At 65.4% G+C, this 14997-nt stretch carries 15 protein-coding genes and 6 tRNA genes; 5 read left to right on the forward strand and 16 right to left on the reverse strand.

Annotated elements, in window-relative coordinates; genetic code table 11:
• Positions 1-33: 33 nt before the first annotated feature.
• From clpX to soxR, 4 genes are all read right to left on the reverse strand, one after another.
• On the reverse strand, positions 34-1329 hold the full coding sequence (gene clpX / locus ACR9Y6_RS08140; protein WP_371024660.1) for an ATP-dependent Clp protease ATP-binding subunit ClpX: 1296 nt from the start codon (positions 1327-1329) through the stop codon (positions 34-36).
• A 104-nt stretch (positions 1330-1433) separates the two neighbouring features.
• Positions 1434-2060, reverse strand: a complete 627-nt coding sequence (clpP, locus tag ACR9Y6_RS08145) for an ATP-dependent Clp endopeptidase proteolytic subunit ClpP (protein ID WP_371024703.1) — start codon at positions 2058-2060, stop codon at positions 1434-1436.
• A 68-nt stretch (positions 2061-2128) separates the two neighbouring features.
• Positions 2129-3421 (reverse strand): trigger factor, encoded by a 1293-nt coding sequence (gene tig, locus ACR9Y6_RS08150; RefSeq protein WP_481280845.1) that lies wholly within the window; start codon positions 3419-3421, stop codon positions 2129-2131.
• 177 nt (positions 3422-3598) lie between these two features.
• Positions 3599-4033 carry a redox-sensitive transcriptional activator SoxR gene (gene soxR, locus ACR9Y6_RS08155; protein WP_481280846.1) on the reverse strand — a complete coding sequence of 145 codons (435 nt, stop codon included), beginning with the start codon at positions 4031-4033 and terminating at the stop codon, positions 3599-3601.
• A gap of 92 nt (positions 4034-4125) precedes the next feature.
• On the opposite strand from soxR, the gene ACR9Y6_RS08160 reads away from it, so the two are divergent.
• Entirely contained in the window at positions 4126-5508 is a 1383-nt protein-coding gene (locus tag ACR9Y6_RS08160) for an MFS transporter (protein ID WP_481280847.1), read from the forward strand.
• A gap of 178 nt (positions 5509-5686) precedes the next feature.
• Here ACR9Y6_RS08160 and ACR9Y6_RS08165 read toward each other — a convergent pair whose 3' ends face one another.
• Entirely contained in the window at positions 5687-6292 is a 606-nt protein-coding gene (locus ACR9Y6_RS08165) for an XRE family transcriptional regulator (protein WP_481280848.1), read from the reverse strand.
• 55 nt (positions 6293-6347) lie between these two features.
• Between ACR9Y6_RS08165 and ACR9Y6_RS08170 the strand changes: the two genes are divergently transcribed.
• The gene (locus ACR9Y6_RS08170) at positions 6348-6956 is read left to right on the forward strand and encodes a LysE family translocator (protein WP_481280849.1); all 609 of its coding nucleotides are present in this window, start codon (positions 6348-6350) and stop codon (positions 6954-6956) included.
• Between the two features lie 336 nt (positions 6957-7292).
• Here the strand turns inward: ACR9Y6_RS08170 and ACR9Y6_RS08175 are convergent.
• The 8 genes from ACR9Y6_RS08175 to rlmE all read right to left on the reverse strand — a co-directional run bounded on the left by ACR9Y6_RS08175 (position 7293) and on the right by rlmE (position 10791).
• Positions 7293-7377: transfer RNA gene (locus ACR9Y6_RS08175), tRNA-Leu, on the reverse strand.
• Positions 7378-7433: 56 nt separating this feature from the next.
• Positions 7434-7509 (reverse strand) — tRNA-Lys (locus tag ACR9Y6_RS08180).
• A 26-nt stretch (positions 7510-7535) separates the two neighbouring features.
• Positions 7536-7612, reverse strand: a tRNA-His gene (locus ACR9Y6_RS08185).
• 14 nt (positions 7613-7626) lie between these two features.
• Positions 7627-7703, reverse strand: a tRNA-Arg gene (locus tag ACR9Y6_RS08190).
• A gap of 24 nt (positions 7704-7727) precedes the next feature.
• Positions 7728-7804: transfer RNA gene (locus tag ACR9Y6_RS08195), tRNA-Pro, on the reverse strand.
• Between the two features lie 144 nt (positions 7805-7948).
• Positions 7949-8025: transfer RNA gene (locus ACR9Y6_RS08200), tRNA-Arg, on the reverse strand.
• A gap of 184 nt (positions 8026-8209) precedes the next feature.
• Positions 8210-10144 (reverse strand): ATP-dependent zinc metalloprotease FtsH, encoded by a 1935-nt coding sequence (gene ftsH / locus ACR9Y6_RS08205; RefSeq protein WP_481280850.1) that lies wholly within the window; start codon positions 10142-10144, stop codon positions 8210-8212.
• Complete coding sequence (gene rlmE / locus ACR9Y6_RS08210; RefSeq protein ID WP_371024668.1) at positions 10141-10791, reverse strand: 23S rRNA (uridine(2552)-2'-O)-methyltransferase RlmE; 651 nt, start codon at positions 10789-10791, stop codon at positions 10141-10143. The genes ftsH and rlmE overlap by 4 nt, the downstream gene beginning before the upstream one ends.
• Positions 10792-10875: 84 nt before the next feature.
• Between rlmE and ACR9Y6_RS08215 the strand changes: the two genes are divergently transcribed.
• The 3 genes from ACR9Y6_RS08215 to panE are packed head-to-tail and all read left to right on the forward strand — an operon-like array spanning position 10876 to position 12495.
• Positions 10876-11172, forward strand: a complete 297-nt coding sequence (locus ACR9Y6_RS08215; protein ID WP_306847730.1) for a YhbY family RNA-binding protein — start codon at positions 10876-10878, stop codon at positions 11170-11172.
• Between the two features lie 6 nt (positions 11173-11178).
• On the forward strand, positions 11179-11550 hold the full coding sequence (locus tag ACR9Y6_RS08220; protein ID WP_306847732.1) for an Mth938-like domain-containing protein: 372 nt from the start codon (positions 11179-11181) through the stop codon (positions 11548-11550).
• Between the two features lie 3 nt (positions 11551-11553).
• Entirely contained in the window at positions 11554-12495 is a 942-nt protein-coding gene (gene panE, locus ACR9Y6_RS08225; protein WP_481282706.1) for a 2-dehydropantoate 2-reductase, read from the forward strand.
• Positions 12496-12646: 151 nt separating this feature from the next.
• On the opposite strand, the gene ACR9Y6_RS08230 is transcribed toward panE, so the two are convergent.
• Genes ACR9Y6_RS08230 through ACR9Y6_RS08240 form a run of 3 tightly spaced genes read right to left on the reverse strand, consistent with a single transcriptional unit; the run spans position 12647 to position 14963 of the window.
• Entirely contained in the window at positions 12647-13666 is a 1020-nt protein-coding gene (locus tag ACR9Y6_RS08230) for a peptidoglycan DD-metalloendopeptidase family protein (RefSeq protein WP_481280851.1), read from the reverse strand.
• Between the two features lie 23 nt (positions 13667-13689).
• Positions 13690-14298: a YqaA family protein gene (locus tag ACR9Y6_RS08235; RefSeq protein ID WP_306847738.1), complete on the reverse strand. Its 609-nt coding sequence runs from the start codon at positions 14296-14298 to the stop codon at positions 13690-13692.
• Between the two features lie 29 nt (positions 14299-14327).
• The gene (locus ACR9Y6_RS08240) at positions 14328-14963 is read right to left on the reverse strand and encodes a protein-L-isoaspartate(D-aspartate) O-methyltransferase (RefSeq protein ID WP_481280852.1); all 636 of its coding nucleotides are present in this window, start codon (positions 14961-14963) and stop codon (positions 14328-14330) included.
• Between the last annotated feature and the right edge of the window lie 34 nt (positions 14964-14997).

Genomic DNA, 14997 nt, shown 5'->3' on the forward strand with positions numbered 1-14997 from the left:
CCGGGGCCGCCGTTACTTGCTCCGCCTGACGAATCAGGCCGCGTCGCCGCCCTCGCCCGCGATCCGCTGCTGTTGCAGGTTGCCGCGGTAGATCAGGTAGGGCTCGGCCTGGCCGTCGATCACGGCGTCGTCGACCACGACCTTGCTGACATGTTCCAGCGAAGGGAGTTCGAACATCGTGTCGAGCAATACCTGTTCGAGAATGGTTCGCAGTCCGCGCGCGCCGGTCTTGCGCTTGAGCGCGCGACGGGCGATGGCGGACAAGGCCTCCGGACGGAATTCCAGCTCGGCGCCTTCCATATCGAACAGCTTGCGGAACTGCTTGGTGACCGCGTTCTTCGGCTCGGTGAGGATCTGTACCAGGGCCGCCTCGTCGAGTTCGTCGAGCGTGGCGACCACGGGCAGGCGACCCACGAACTCGGGAATCAGGCCGAAGCGGACCAGATCCGCCGGCTCGACTTCCGAGAGCATCTTGCCGACGTTCTCCGTGCGCTCCTTCGAGCGCACCTCGGCGCCGAAACCGATGCCGGTGGTCTCGGAACGCTGCTGGATCACCTTCTCCAGCCCGGCGAACGCGCCGCCGCAGATGAAGAGGATGTTGCGCGTGTCGACCTGCAGGAACTCCTGCTGGGGATGCTTGCGCCCGCCCTGCGGCGGCACCGATGCGAGCGTGCCCTCGATGAGCTTGAGCAGGGCCTGCTGCACGCCTTCGCCGGAGACGTCGCGGGTGATCGACGGGTTTTCGCTCTTGCGCGAAATCTTGTCGATCTCATCGATGTAGACGATGCCGCTCTGCGCCTTCTCGACGTCGTAGTCGCACTTCTGCAGGAGCTTCTGGATGATGTTCTCGACATCCTCGCCCACGTAACCGGCTTCGGTCAGCGTGGTCGCGTCGGCGATCGTGAACGGCACGTTGAGCAGGCGCGCCAGCGTTTCGGCCAGCAGCGTCTTGCCCGAACCGGTCGGACCGATCAGGAGGATGTTGGACTTGCCCAACTCGATGTCGTCGTTCTTCTGCCGCGACTCCATGCGCTTGTAGTGGTTGTAGACCGCGACGGAGAGCGCTTTCTTGGCGCGCGTCTGTCCCACCACGTATTGGTCGAGCGCTTCCATGATCTCGCGCGGCTTCGGAAGGTGCGTGCGACCGGAGGCCGCCTTCTCTTCCAGTTCCTCGCGAATGATGTCGTTGCACAGCTCAACGCATTCGTCGCAGATGAACACGCTTGGGCCGGCGATCAGCTTGCGCACTTCATGCTGGCTCTTGCCGCAGAAAGAGCAATAAAGGATCTTGCCGCCGTCGTTGGAACGGCTTTGCCGCTCGTCGCTCATGCTATGGGCCCTACTGAGAATCCAGGTGCGCTTTGAGAATAGCACAGCCCTCCGCCCCTGGACTCAGGGGCGAAGTGCCGGTTTTCACAAGCGAAAAAGTTCAATCAAGCTGAACGGACGGTGTCGACCGTACGCTTGTCGAGAACCGAGTCGATCAGGCCATAGGCCTGGGCTTCCGCGCCGCTCATGAAGCGGTCGCGCTCGGTGTCACGGGCGATCTCTTCCACCGTCTTGCCACTGTGGTTGGCGAGGATCGCGTTGAGCCGCTCGCGCATGGTCAGGATCTCACGGGCGTGGATCTCGATGTCCGTGGCCTGGCCGGAGATGCCGCCAGCCCAGGGCTGGTGGATCATGATGCGCGAATGCGGCAGCGAGTAACGCTTGCCGGCCGCGCCGGCGGCCAGCAGCAAGGCGCCCATGGAGGCGGCCTGGCCGATGCACATCGTGCTGACGTCCGGCTTCACGAACTGCATCGTGTCGTAGATCGCCATGCCCGCGGTGACCGAGCCGCCCGGGCTGTTGATGTACAGGCTGATGTCCTTGTCCGGGTTCTCCGATTCGAGGAACAGCAGCTGGGCGACGATCACATTGGCCATGTAGTCGTCGACCGGGCCGACAGCAAAGATCACGCGCTCCTTGAGGAGACGCGAGTAGATATCGTACGAACGCTCGCCACGCGAAGTCTGCTCGACGACGATGGGCACCAGGTTGAGATTCTGGATCGGAGCCATGGACATGGGGTCTCTCCTTCGTGTGGGGCCCGGTTGTTGCCAGTGGATCGGCGTGCTCTGAATGGAGCTTACGCGCCGATCGGTCGCATCACCTCGTCGAAGCTCAGTTCCTGGTCGGTGGTCTTGGCATTGTCCGCCACCCACTCGGCCACCTGGTCTTCCATCACTCGGTTCTGCAGTCCCGACATCAGTTGGGGGTCACCGTTATACAGTTCAATGACCTTTTCCGGTTCCTCATAGGTCGAGGCGATCGCCGTGAGCATCTCGCTCATGCGCTTGCGGTCGAGGCGGAGCTCGTTCTTGCGGGCGATCTCACCCATCAGGAGAGCGGCGATGACGCGCCTGCGGGCGAACGGCGCCGCCTCGGCGATCATCTCCGGGCCCGGCTCCTGGCCACGCGGCAGGTTGCCGGCGGCGAGGCTGCGGGCCTCGGCGTCGGCCATGAGCTCCGGCACGTCGAGGTCCGGGTAGGCGTTGGCCAGCTTTTCCGCCACTTCCGACTTCAGGCGGGCCATCAGGGTGGCCTTCAGCTCGCGCTCGAGGTTGGCGCGGACTTCCTTGCGGAAGGTCTCGATGTCGCCATCGGCCACGCCGAACATCTTCACGAAATCGGCGTCGACGGCCGGCAGGTTCGGCTCCTGCACCTTCACGATCTTGAAGGTGACCTTGGCGGTCTTGCCGGCCAGGTCCGGGTTGCGGAAGTCTTCGGGGAAGGCCACATCCTGGACCAGGTCCTCGCCGGCGCCACGGCCGGTCAGGGCCTCGTCCAACGCCTTGAACAGGGTGCCCGAGCCCAGCACGCTGCCCGCGCGCTCCAGGCCCTCGGCCGGGAAGCGGTATTCGCCCGCTTCGGCGGCGTATTCGAACATGACGAAATCGCCCTCCTTCGACGCGCGCGATACTTCGTCGAAGCTGCGGCGCTGCGTACGCAGGGTCTCGATCATCTTGTCGATGTCGGCGTCCTTGACCTCGGCCTTCGGACGGGAGATCTCCAGGGCGGAGACGTCGACGGCCGGGAATTCGGGCATCACCTCGAAGGTGGCCGTGTAGGCGATCTCGCCGTTTTCGGCATTGCCCGTGGTGTCGACGGACGGGTTGGCGATCGGCTGCAGCTTTTCCTGCGTGACGGCATCGCGGAGCGTGCTGCCGATGAGCTCGGACAGGGCTTCGCCACGGACCTGCGCGCCGAAGCGCTGCTTGATCACGTTGGCCGGCACCTTGCCAGGACGGAAGCCCTTCAGCCGCACCGTACGGCCCATTTCCGCGATGCGCTCGCTGACCTGCGACTCGAGACGCTCCGCCGGGAACTTCACCGTGAGCTTGCGCCCGAGCTTGCCGACATTCTCAACCGAAACCTGCATGACCTCTCCTGAAACCACCACGGACGTGGCGCGATGGCGAACATCCGTCGCCGTAACCGAAACAAAGGAATTCACCGCGAATCCGGGGCCGGCCGCCGCGACCTTCCCCCCGGCGGCGAAAAACCCCGCAAATGACTGCCCATTCTACGTTTTGGCCTCCTGCCGCCGCAACCGTCGTCAACCCGGCTCCCAGCGCCTGGGGCCGCCCCCCTCCACGGCCAGCGCATCGCCCGGATTGGCCAGGGCGCAGGCCGTCAGGGACAGGCAGCCACAGCCGATGCAATCCGTCAGGCGATCCTTCAGGTTGACCAGCAGGGTGATCCGCTCCTCCAGTTCGTCCCGCCAGGCGGCGGACATCCTGGCCCACTCCTCGCGCGTAGGCGTCCTCTCGTCCGGCAGGCTGGAAAAAGCCCGGCGAACGGCCTCCAAGGGCACGCCGACCCGCTGGGCGACCCGGATCACCGCGAGTCGACGGAGCACATCGGCCCCATAGCGGCGCTGGTTGCCGGCCGTCCGCAGGCTGCGGATCAGGCCCTTGCGCTCGTAAAAATGCAGCGCCGACACGGCCAGGCCGGACCGTTTCGCCGCCTCGCCCACGCTCAGTTCGCGCATCGCTTGACCTCAACAAACGTTGAGGTCTCATGCTGCGCCTCCCGGGCCAGGCACGCAAGCGTGCGAAACTCCCCTTTCCCCAAGGAAGCAGAATGAACGTGGGTACGTCGGATCCAGACATCTTGAGCGCCACCGGAGCGCCACCCCACACGCCCGGCATCCTCGCCCCTCCCTACCGGGCGGCCACCATCGGCATGGTCGCCCTCATATCCCTGATCGCCTTCGAGGCCCTGGCGGTCACCACGGCCATGCCCACGGTGGCGCGCGACCTCGACGGATTGAAGGCGTACGCCCTCGCCTTCGGCGGTGTCCTGGCCACCAGCGTCATCGGCATGACCTTGTCCGGGCGCTGGAGCGACCGCCGGGGCCCCGCCCCGGCCATGTGGACCGGCCTGGCGGGCTTCGTCGTGGGCCTGCTCATCGCCGGCTTCGCCCACGACATGCCCACCTTGCTGGTCGGTCGCCTGATCCAGGGCCTCGGCGCCGGCTGTCTCTCGCCCGCCCTTTACGTGATCGTGGGCCGACTGTATCCGGAATCGCTGAGACCGAAGGTATTCGCCTCATTCTCGGCCGGCTGGGTCGTGCCGGCGCTGATCGGTCCCGCCGTGAGCGGCGCCATCGTCGAGCATGTCGGCTGGCGCTGGGTCTTCCTCGGCGTGCCGCTGCTGGCGATTCCCGCCGCGGCGGGGTTGCGGGGCGCGCTGCGTTCCCTGGGCAAGCCCTCGGGCATCGTCGGCGAAACACCCGGGCGGATGATGAACGCGGTCGGCGCCTCCCTCGGCGTCTGCCTGCTGTTCGTCGCCGGGCAGGAACAGGGCTGGCTCGCCGTCGCGTCGTTCGCGCCAGCCATCGCGTTGCTGTATTTCTGCGGGCGACGCCTGCTTCCGCCGGGCACCTTGCGAGGGGCGCGCGGCCTGCCCGCCGTGGTCGCCCTGCGTGGCGTCGCCGCCTCCGCGTTCTTCGGCACCGAGGCCTTCCTGCCGCTGGCCTTTTCGAGCGAACACGGGCTGTCGCCGATGTGGGCGGGCATTGCCATCAGCGTGGGCGCGATCGGCTGGTTCTCGGGTTCGTGGTACCAGGGTCATTACGCGAAGATCTCGCGACAGGCGCTGCTGAATCGCGGCACCGTCCTGATGGTGACCGGCGTGATCGTCGCGTCGCTCAGCACGTTCGCCTGGATGCCGGTCATCGCTTCCGTCGCGGGTTGGCTGCTGACGGGCCTCGGCATGGGCATGCTCTACGGCACCGTCGCCGTGCTCGCCTTGTCGATGTCCGCCGAGCACGAACAAGGTGCGAACAGTTCCGCGTTGCAACTATGCGAATCGTTGATGGTGGCGACCACGCTGGCGATCGGCGGCTCGTTGTTCGGCGCCTTGCTCGATGTTTCGCACACCGCGGCGTTCGCCGCGAATTTCGCTATCACGGTCGTGCTGGCGGTCCTGGGAACGGTCGTCGCGCGGCGCGTCGGGGCGTGATCGCGCTATAGAGCAGTCGCGCGCGCGAACGGGCCTGGCCGGAAAATCCCCCTCGAATCGCGCGTGTACAATGTCTTTCCATGGACACTCATGGCAAGGACACGCGTGAACGATACCGACTACCGCCTGATCGACGCGACCCTGATCAAGCTCTGATCGTCGTCGCGTGTGTCGGCGGCTAGCGTCGATGCAGTTCCGCGACCGTCATCGTGAAGACGAGTTCGGTCCTTCCCTCGTTCGCATAACGGTGCGGCACGTCGGTGCGGGCGATCGCGGAGTCGCCTTTCGGCAGCATGATCGTCGTGTCACCCACGACGAGGTGAAGTTCGCCCTTCTCCACATGGAACAACTCCATCGTTCCCGTGGGGTGCCCGTGCGACTCGTAGGATTCACCGGGGCGCATGACCCAGCGCCAGAGTTCGATCATGTCGGGGCCCGAGGTACCGGCAAGCAACCGCGCGCTACCCCCCTCGCTTCCCGTCCACAGAGTGGGAATATCGCCGCTGGCGACACGGCGGACGGGCGACGCCTGGGCGACGCTGACGATGTCGGCGACCGACACGCCGAAAGCCGCGGCGACCTTGCACAGCGTGCCGATGCTCGGGTTGGCGGTCCCCTTCTCGATCTCCACCAGCATGCCCTTGCTCACGCCTGAGCGTTTGGAAAGGCCATCGAGCGTCAGCCCCGCGTTCGCTCGAAGCGCCTTCATCCGTGTCGACAGCGCCGCGCTGATTCCATCCAGGCCCGCATCCGGAGCGGTCGATATATTGACTTTTGTGGTCATTAGTCATTACCTTGAACTTTACGGTCAATATATTAACCCAGCGACGGCCTCAGTCATGCTCCCTTCGATATCGTTCCTGCTTGCCGCGACGACCCTCGCGATCGTGCCCGGTCCAGGCATCGCTTACGTGGTGGCCCGCACGGTGGCGGGTGGCCGGGCAGAGGGCATCGCGTCATCGGTGGGAACGGCCGGCGGCGGCATGGTGCACGTCGTGCTGTCGGCGCTGGGGTTGTCCCTGCTCGTCGCGGAATCGCCCGTCCTGTACTCCGCGATCAAATACCTGGGAGCGGCCTACCTGCTTTACCTGGGCCTGAAGATACTGCTCGCGCGACCGAAGGCCACCGACGTGCCTCACCTGGCCCGAGCCGGAGCGAAAAAAGCCTTCAGGGACGGCATCGTCGTCGAAGCGCTGAACGTGAAGACCGCCATGTTCTTCATCGCTTTCATACCGCAGTTCGTCTCGCCGGCACATGCTTTCGCACCGCAGTTCATCCTGCTGGGTTCGATCTGCGTGCTGCTCAACACCAGTGCCGACCTGGTCGCGGTGTTCGCCGCCAGCCGCTTCCTCGCATCGGACGCCAAGGCGCGGCGAGAACACCTGCTGTCCCGCGTATCGGGCGTCGTCATGATCGCGCTGGGGCTGTTCGTGGCAACAAGGGGCTAGCGCGGAAGACTCGGCGACAAATAACCAAAAGTCCGCGCCGAGATTGGCAAGCTCATGGCGGAGACCGCGAAAATCAACTCGGAAGCGCGCTGGTATCCCTTCGTCGCGACTGCTGGCCTGTTTGCTGCCACCGTCGGCTTCGTGAAGCTCATGGGCGTCCTGTAGCGCCCTGGCCGCTACCTGCGCATCCTCGACGAAACCCGCCGCACAGGCGGTTTTTTGATGCGCGGCACCTCGCTTACGAGGAGTTAATCGTTACGGGACAGAGAAAGCCGCATCAGACGTAACCCTTACGATGCTGCAACCCCCAAGCATCTGATTCAAGGGGAAACAGGATGGTGCGAGAGGCGGGACTCGAACCCGCACGGGTTGCCCCGTCAGAACCTAAATCTGGTGCGTCTACCAATTCCGCCACTCTCGCGCAGCGAGCCATTCTAAAAGAAAACGCCGGTAGCGGGAGCTACCGGCGTCTTGAATTGGTGGGCCGTGTAAGATTCGAACTTACGACCAATTGATTAAGAGTCAACTGCTCTACCAACTGAGCTAACGGCCCGTTAAAACTTGCAGCTACGTTGTAAGTGGGGTGGACGATGGGACTCGAACCCACGACATCCGGAATCACAATCCGGTACTCTAACCAGCTGAGCTACGCCCACCATAAAACACCATTTGGCGCGCCCGACAGGAATCGAACCTGCAACCGTCGGCTTAGAAGGCCGATGCTCTATCCGATTGAGCTACAGGCGCAGGCACTGTATGTAGAACGCCAACTGGTCGGGGCAGAGGGATTCGAACCCCCGACATCCAGCTCCCAAAGCTGGCGCTCTACCAGACTGAGCTATACCCCGAAACTTAAAGCACTATCCCGATTTACCGGGGTGAAGCCTTCAAATGTTACGGGTCAAACTCAAGCCCGTCAATCTGTATGAACACACCACACTTTCAACTACCGCGACCGTTGCACGAAGGCGACGGCTTTGCTGCTTAAAAAATGGTGCGCCCGGAGAGATTCGAACTCCCGACCACCAAGTTCGTAGCCTGGTACTCTATCCAGCTGAGCTACGGGCGCACACTTGAAACTTTAGACCCGGTGACTATCGCCGTGAAGCGTTAGCGCCGTGCCGAGAAGCGGAATTATTCAGATATCGGACGCACCCGTCAACACTTTTATGCATCTTTTTTTCTCGGATTCGTAACAGTCGCTGTAAATAGCCGTCCGAACGAAGGAAGGGCGGCCTTGGCCGCCCTTCCCTTTACAGCTGCGTGGCCGGCTTGCCGACCTTGTCCGGCGCGGAGCCGGCGTCGCCACGGGGCGGCGGAGGCGGCGGCGTCGAACCCGGCTTCTGCCAGTCGGCCGGCGGGCCCGGCTCGCGATCGTTCATGATGTCGTCGATCTGGCGAGCGTCGATCGTCTCGTACTGCAGCAGCGCCTCGGCCATCACGTGCAGCTTGTCGATATTGGTGGTGAGCAGCTCCTTGCTGCGCGCATAAGCGCGGTCGAGGATGGTGCGCACCACTTCATCGATCTTGCGCGCGGTCTCGTTGGACACGCTCTTGTGCTGCGTGACCGAGCGACCGATGAAGACCTCGTCTTCTTCCTCGCCATAAGTCACCGGCCCGAGTTCGTCGGACAAGCCCCACTTGGTCGCCATGTTGCGCGCCATCTTCGTCGCGCGCTCGATGTCGTTGGAAGCACCCGTGGTGACCTTGTCGTGGCCGAAGATGAGTTCCTCGGCGACGCGACCGCCGTACAGCGAGCACAGCTGCGATTCGATCGCGACCTTGTTGATGCTGTACCGGTCGCCTTCCGGCAGGTACATCGTCACGCCGAGGGCGCGGCCGCGTGGAATGATCGTGACCTTGTAGACCGGATCGTGCTCGGGCACGAGACGGCCGATGATCGCGTGGCCGGCTTCGTGGTAGGCGGTGAGACGCTTCTCTTCGTCGTTCATCGCCATCGAGCGGCGCTCGGAGCCCATGAGGATCTTGTCGCGTGCGCGATCGAGATGGCTCATGCGCACTTCGCGCGCGTTCTCGCGGGCGGCGAACAAGGCCGCCTCGTTGACGAGGTTGGCGAGATCCGCGCCGGAGAAGCCCGGCGTGCCGCGCGCGATGACCATCGCCTCGACATCGGCCGCGGTCGGCACCTTGCGCATGTGCACCTTGAGGATCTGCTCACGGCCCTTCACGTCCGGCAGGCCCACGACCACCTGGCGGTCGAAACGGCCCGGACGCAGCAGCGCCGGATCGAGCACGTCGGGACGGTTGGTGGCGGCGATGACGATGATGCCTTCGGTGCCTTCGAATCCATCCATCTCGACCAGCAGCTGGTTGAGCGTCTGCTCGCGCTCGTCGTGACCGCCGCCCATGCCGGCGCCGCGATGGCGGCCGACCGCGTCGATCTCGTCGATGAAGATGATGCACGGCGCGTGCTTCTTCGCCTGCTCGAACATGTCGCGGACGCGGCTGGCACCGACGCCGACGAACATCTCGACGAAGTCGGAGCCGGAGATCGAGAAGAACGGCACCTTGGCCTCGCCCGCGATCGCCTTGGCGAGCAGGGTCTTGCCGGTACCCGGCGGACCGACCATCAGCACGCCACGCGGGATCTTGCCGCCCAGCTTCTGGAACTTGCCGGGATCGCGCAGGAATTCCACCAGCTCGCTGACTTCTTCCTTGGCTTCGTCGCAACCGGCGACGTCACCGAAATTGACCTTCACCTGGTCCTCGCCTTGCAGCTTGGCGCGCGAGCGGCCGAAGCTCATGGCGCCACGGCCACCCGAACCCGCCTGCATCTGGCGCATGAACCAGATCAGCACGGCCACGAAGATGATGATCGGCAGCCAGTTGAACAGCAGGCCGAGCAACGAGAAGCCATTGTCGGCCGGCTCCTGGCGAAGCTCGACGCCCTTGTCGCGCATCTGCTTGACCAGGTCGCTCGTGGACAGGCCCACGACCGGCACCACGGTGCGGTAGGAGCCGCCGTCCTTCAACTTGCCGGTAATGGTCGGCGGGGCGGTCGAGGTGATCGTGCCGCTCGCCACGTTGCCGTTGTCGATCTGCTGGGCGAAGGTCGTGTAGGACATGTCCTGCGACGATCCGCCGCGCGGGTTGAACGTCTGGAACACGGTCAGCAGGACCACCGCGATGATCAGCCAGAGCAACAGGTTTTTCGCCATCTCATTCATGCGCGGTTCTCGCCAGGTTGCCGGGACGCGGACTTGAGGCCGGTCGCCAGCGCATAGACCTCTCGCGAACGTGCGCGGGAGGCCTTCGGTTTACGCATCGTCACGCGACTGAAGTCCGCGCGCAAGTTCTTCAGGTACTCGTCGAACCCTGCCCCCTGGAACAGTTTCACCAGGAACGACCCTCCGGGTTTCAGCCAATCGAGGCTGAACTGCCGGGCGAGGTCGCACAGGTCCATGGCGCGGATCTGGTCGGCGAGTGCCACACCGGACATATTGGGGGCCATGTCCGAGAGGACAAGATCGACCTTCTGGCCTTCCAGCTTGCTTTCGAGTTCGCGAAGGACCGATTCCTCGCGGAAATCGCCCTGCATGAAGTCCACGCCGGCGAGGCCCGCCATGGGCAGGATGTCCAGGGCGATGACCGTGCCCGTGTCGCCCATGCGCTGCCGCGCCAGCTGCGACCAGCCGCCGGGAGCGGCGCCGAGGTCGACGACGGTCATGCCGGGCTTCAGCAGGCGATCGCGGTCGATCAGCTCTTCGAGCTTGAAGACGGCACGGGAGCGAAGCCCCTCGGCCTGGGCCTTCTTGACGTAGGGATCGTCGAAATGCTCCCGCAGCCAACGGGAACTGCTCTTGCTGCGTGCCATGGGCTTTCGACCAACAATAAGTAAGGTGCAGGTCGTGCATGATACCCTTTGACGCCTGTCAGCCGCACATCGAACCTGAACGCAATGTCGCTTTCCCCTACACAGCGCCGCTACCTGCGCAGCCTCGCCCACGACCTCCGCCCCGTCATCCTGCTGGGGAACAAGGGCGCCACCGAGGCGGTCGCCAAGGAACTGGCCCAGGCCCTCGACATCCATGAGCTGGTCAAGGTGAAGCTCTCCGGGGGTGACAAGGACGAGCGCCAGGCGCAGATCGCCTTCCTCACCGGCCAGACCGGATCGGAGACGATCCAGGAAATCGGCCACGTCGTCGTCCTGTTCCGCCGGAACGAGCAGGACCCGAAGCTGGCCCTGCCCCGGTAAGCCCCCATGGAACTGTCGTTCGAGCATCCCGGCGAGTACCTGTTCGTGCGCCGGGTGGGTGCCGACACGGTCACGGTGGTCGACCGCGACTTCCACAAGAGCATCCTGCTGACCCCGAAAGAGGTCATCGAGGACTGGACCGCCACCGATGCCTCCCGGCTCACGCTGGCCGATGTCGAGAAGATCGTCGCCCTGGAGCCGGAGCTGGTCCTGCTGGGCACCGGCGAACGCCAGGTCTTCCCGCCGGGCGAGGTGATGGCGGGTTTCCTGCGCCGCGGCATCGGTATCGAAGCGATGACCAACGGTTCGGCGGCGCGGACCTACAGCCTGCTCGCGGGCGAAGGCCGGCGCGTGGTCGCGGCGTTCATCCTCCCCTGAGGGATCCCCATGCGCATCCTCGTTCTTGGAGCCGGTGGCACCGGCGGCTACTTCGGTGGCCGCCTGGCCCAGGCAGGCGCCGACGTCACCTTTCTCGTCCGTCCCGAACGGGCCAGGACGCTGGACGAGAAGGGGCTGGTGATCCGCAGCCCCTTTGGCGACGCCACGGTACGGGTCGACCACGTCACCGCCGACAGCGTGACCGGCGCAGGGGCCTTCGATCTCGTCCTGCTGTCCTGCAAGGCCTACGACCTGCACTCGGCCATCGAGGCGATCGATCCGGCCGTGGGCGACACGACCGCGATCCTGCCCATCCTCAACGGCCTGGCCCACTACCCGGTGCTCGACAAGCGGTTCGGGCCCGACAAGCTCATCGGCGGCCTCTGCGTCATCAGTGCGGCGAAAGGCCCGGAAGGCGAGATCCTCCATCTGGGCAATGGCGCCTCGATCACCTTCGGCGAGCGCGACGGCCGGCAGCACGGCGATCGTTGCGAGGCCATCGCCGCCGTCTTCGCCGCGGCGAAGGTCGACCACACCCATTCCACCGACATCCAGCGCGACCTCTGGGCCAAGTTCTCCTTCCTGGCTACGCTCGCGGGCGCCACCTGCCTGTTCCGCGCCAGCGTGGGCGACATCGTGGCCACCGACGACGGCCGCCACCTCACCGAGCGGATGTACGAGGAGTGCCTGGCCGTGGCCCGTGCGTCAGGCCACCCGGTGCCGGACAACGCGCGATCGTTCGCCTGGAAGACGCTGACGCAGGAGGGCTCGCCGCTGACCGCATCGATGCTGCGCGACCTGGAATCCGGCCAGCGTATCGAGTCCGACCACATCGTCGGCGACATGCTGCGGCGCGCCCGCGATGCCGGTGTCCACGCACCCATGCTGGAAGTGGCCTTCGTGCACCTCCAGGCGTTCGAAGCAAGGCGCAAGCGCGGCGGCTGACCTCGGAGCGGCGGCTGAAACCATAAGAGCCACTCCAGTGACGGACGCTCCTCGGTGTGGGAGCCTGTCGGCGATCCCGCGGCAGCGGGCCAGGCGAAGGCCAGCACCCATCGCCGCTGAAGCGGCTCCCACGGGAGCCCGATACCGATGCCTAGCGCGGCGGCAGGTACTGCAGCGGATCGACCGGATTGCCGTCGCGGCGTATCTGGAATTGCAGCTCGTCACGCGTGGCCCCGGTGGAACCCATCTCCGCCACGCTCTGCCCGGCCTTCACCTTCTCGCCTTCCTTCACCAGGCGCTTGCGGTTATGCCCATAGGCGGAAAGGAAGCTGTCGCTGTGCTTGATGATGACGAGTTCGCCGTAGCCGACCAGGCCGTTGCCGCTGTACACCACGACGCCATCGGCGGCGGCGCGGACCGGATCGCCCGCCTTGCCCCCGACCTCGATGCCAGGGATGGCATCGCTGGATGAGAATTTCTTCAACATGGCACCGTCGGCCGGCCAGCGCCAGCTGATCCCGCCCGCATTGCGCGTGGCCCCGCTGGTCACGATGGGTGTCGAGGCCGGCGGGTTTTCGACGGGCGCGGGCGGCTGCGTCACCGGAGCGCTCGGTGGTGGCGGCGTGGGAACCAGCGATTCCGCGGGCTTGCCCGCGATGACGACAGGGGTGTTCGTCGTGGTCGCGGGCGCGGGGACCGCCGGTGGCAAGGCGGCCCCGGTATCGGCCACGTGGGCCGGCGGCGGTTGGGTCGCGGCCGGCGGCTGTACCGCCTGACCCGCTGGCGCCGGCGCGGGACGCCCGGCCGGTGCCGGTGGTGGCGCGGCGACCACGGGGGCGGCGTGTGAAGGCGCCGGCTTGTCCTCGTGTCCCGGTGGGGAAAGGCGCAGGTCCTGACCTGGCCAGATCGTGTAGGGCGAAGCGATGCCGTTCCAGCTGGCCAGGTCGCGGAAATCCACCTTGTTGCGGAAGGCGATGCTGTACAGCGTGTCGCCCTTGGCGACCCGGTAGCTGCCGCCCGGCGGAGGTGCCGGCGTGGCGGCCCGCGCGGGGGCGTAGGTGCTGCCCGGGCTGCGCGTGACGACGACCGAGCTGCGAGTGACGTCGCATCCGGAAAGCATGAAGCCCGCGGCCAACACGGCGGCCAGCGCGAGCGGACGGATCATGAGCATCGCGGACTTCCCTTCACGGTCACTCATCTCAACAGGAACCACCAGGCAGCCAGGAGGATGATCGCTACGATAACAGCCCATCCTATCCATTCGATGTGTTTGCGCAGCATCTGTTCCGCACGTTCACCGAACAGGCGGACCAGCAGGGCCAGCAGCCAGACGCGCTTGCCACGGCCGATCATCATGCAGATGAGGAACGGCAACACCGGCACGCCGACGATACCCGAGGCCCAGGTGACGAATTTCATCGGCACCACCGGTTGCAGGGCGGCCATGGCCAGGACGATGTACAGGCCCAGCGAATGCGCCTGCATGTCTTTCTGAAGGCTGGCCACGCCCGTCTGGATCGGCGCGAGCAGATGCAGCGATTCCAGCAACGGCTTCAGCGCCTCGTAAGCGAAATGGCCGAGGGCATACCCCACCAGCGAGCCCAGCAACGAGAACAGCAGGCTCCAGTTGGCGAAACGGAACGCCTTGCGTGGCTCGGCGAGCATCATCGGTGCCAGCATGATTTCCGGCATCACGGGAAAGATGAAGGCTTCGACGAAGGAGAGTCCGGCGAGATAGCGAACCGCATGGCGGTGGCGCGCCCAGACGATGGCGCGCTCGTAGAGCGAAGCGAACATCCGCATTCAGCGGGTTTCCTTGTGATGGGAACGCATCAACCGATGCCGCCGAGAAGCGGCACGAAACTCACGGCGCCCAGGTCCTCGCGGATCACGGCGCCGTGCTCGTCCTTGCGCAGGCGCACGAGCATCTGCTGGCTGGGGCTGCCCACGGGCGCCACCAGCACACCACCCGGCTTCAACTGGTCGAGCAGTTTCGACGGAATGCGATCGCCGGCCGCCGTGAGGATGATGCCTTCGAACGGTGCCTCCGATTCCCAGCCGAGCTTGCCGTCGTCGTGTCGCGACCGCAGGTTCTCGATGCCCAGCTGGCGGAAACGCCGCCGTGCCTGGCGCAGTAGTTCCTCGATGCGCTCCACCGTGTAGACCGTGGGCACGATGCCGGCGAGCACGGCGGCCTGGTAACCGGAACCCGTGCCGATTTCGAGCACGCGATCGGGCACGCCGTGCTCGATCAGCGCCTCGGTCATCCTCGCGACGATCCAGGGTTGCGAGATGGTCTGGCCATGACCGATCGGCAGCGCGGTGTTCTCGTAGGCACGGCTGTGCAACGCCTGGTCGATGAAATGATGGCGCGGCAGCTGGCGGATCACCTCGAGCACGCGCTCGTCGCGAATGCCCTCCTCGGCGAGCTTCGCCACCAGTCGATCGCGTGCGCGCTGGGAAGTCATCCCCTCGCCGCGCAGCGCGGAAGGCGGAAGTGCA

The organism is Luteibacter sp. TLI7-4A (assembly GCF_056754745.1).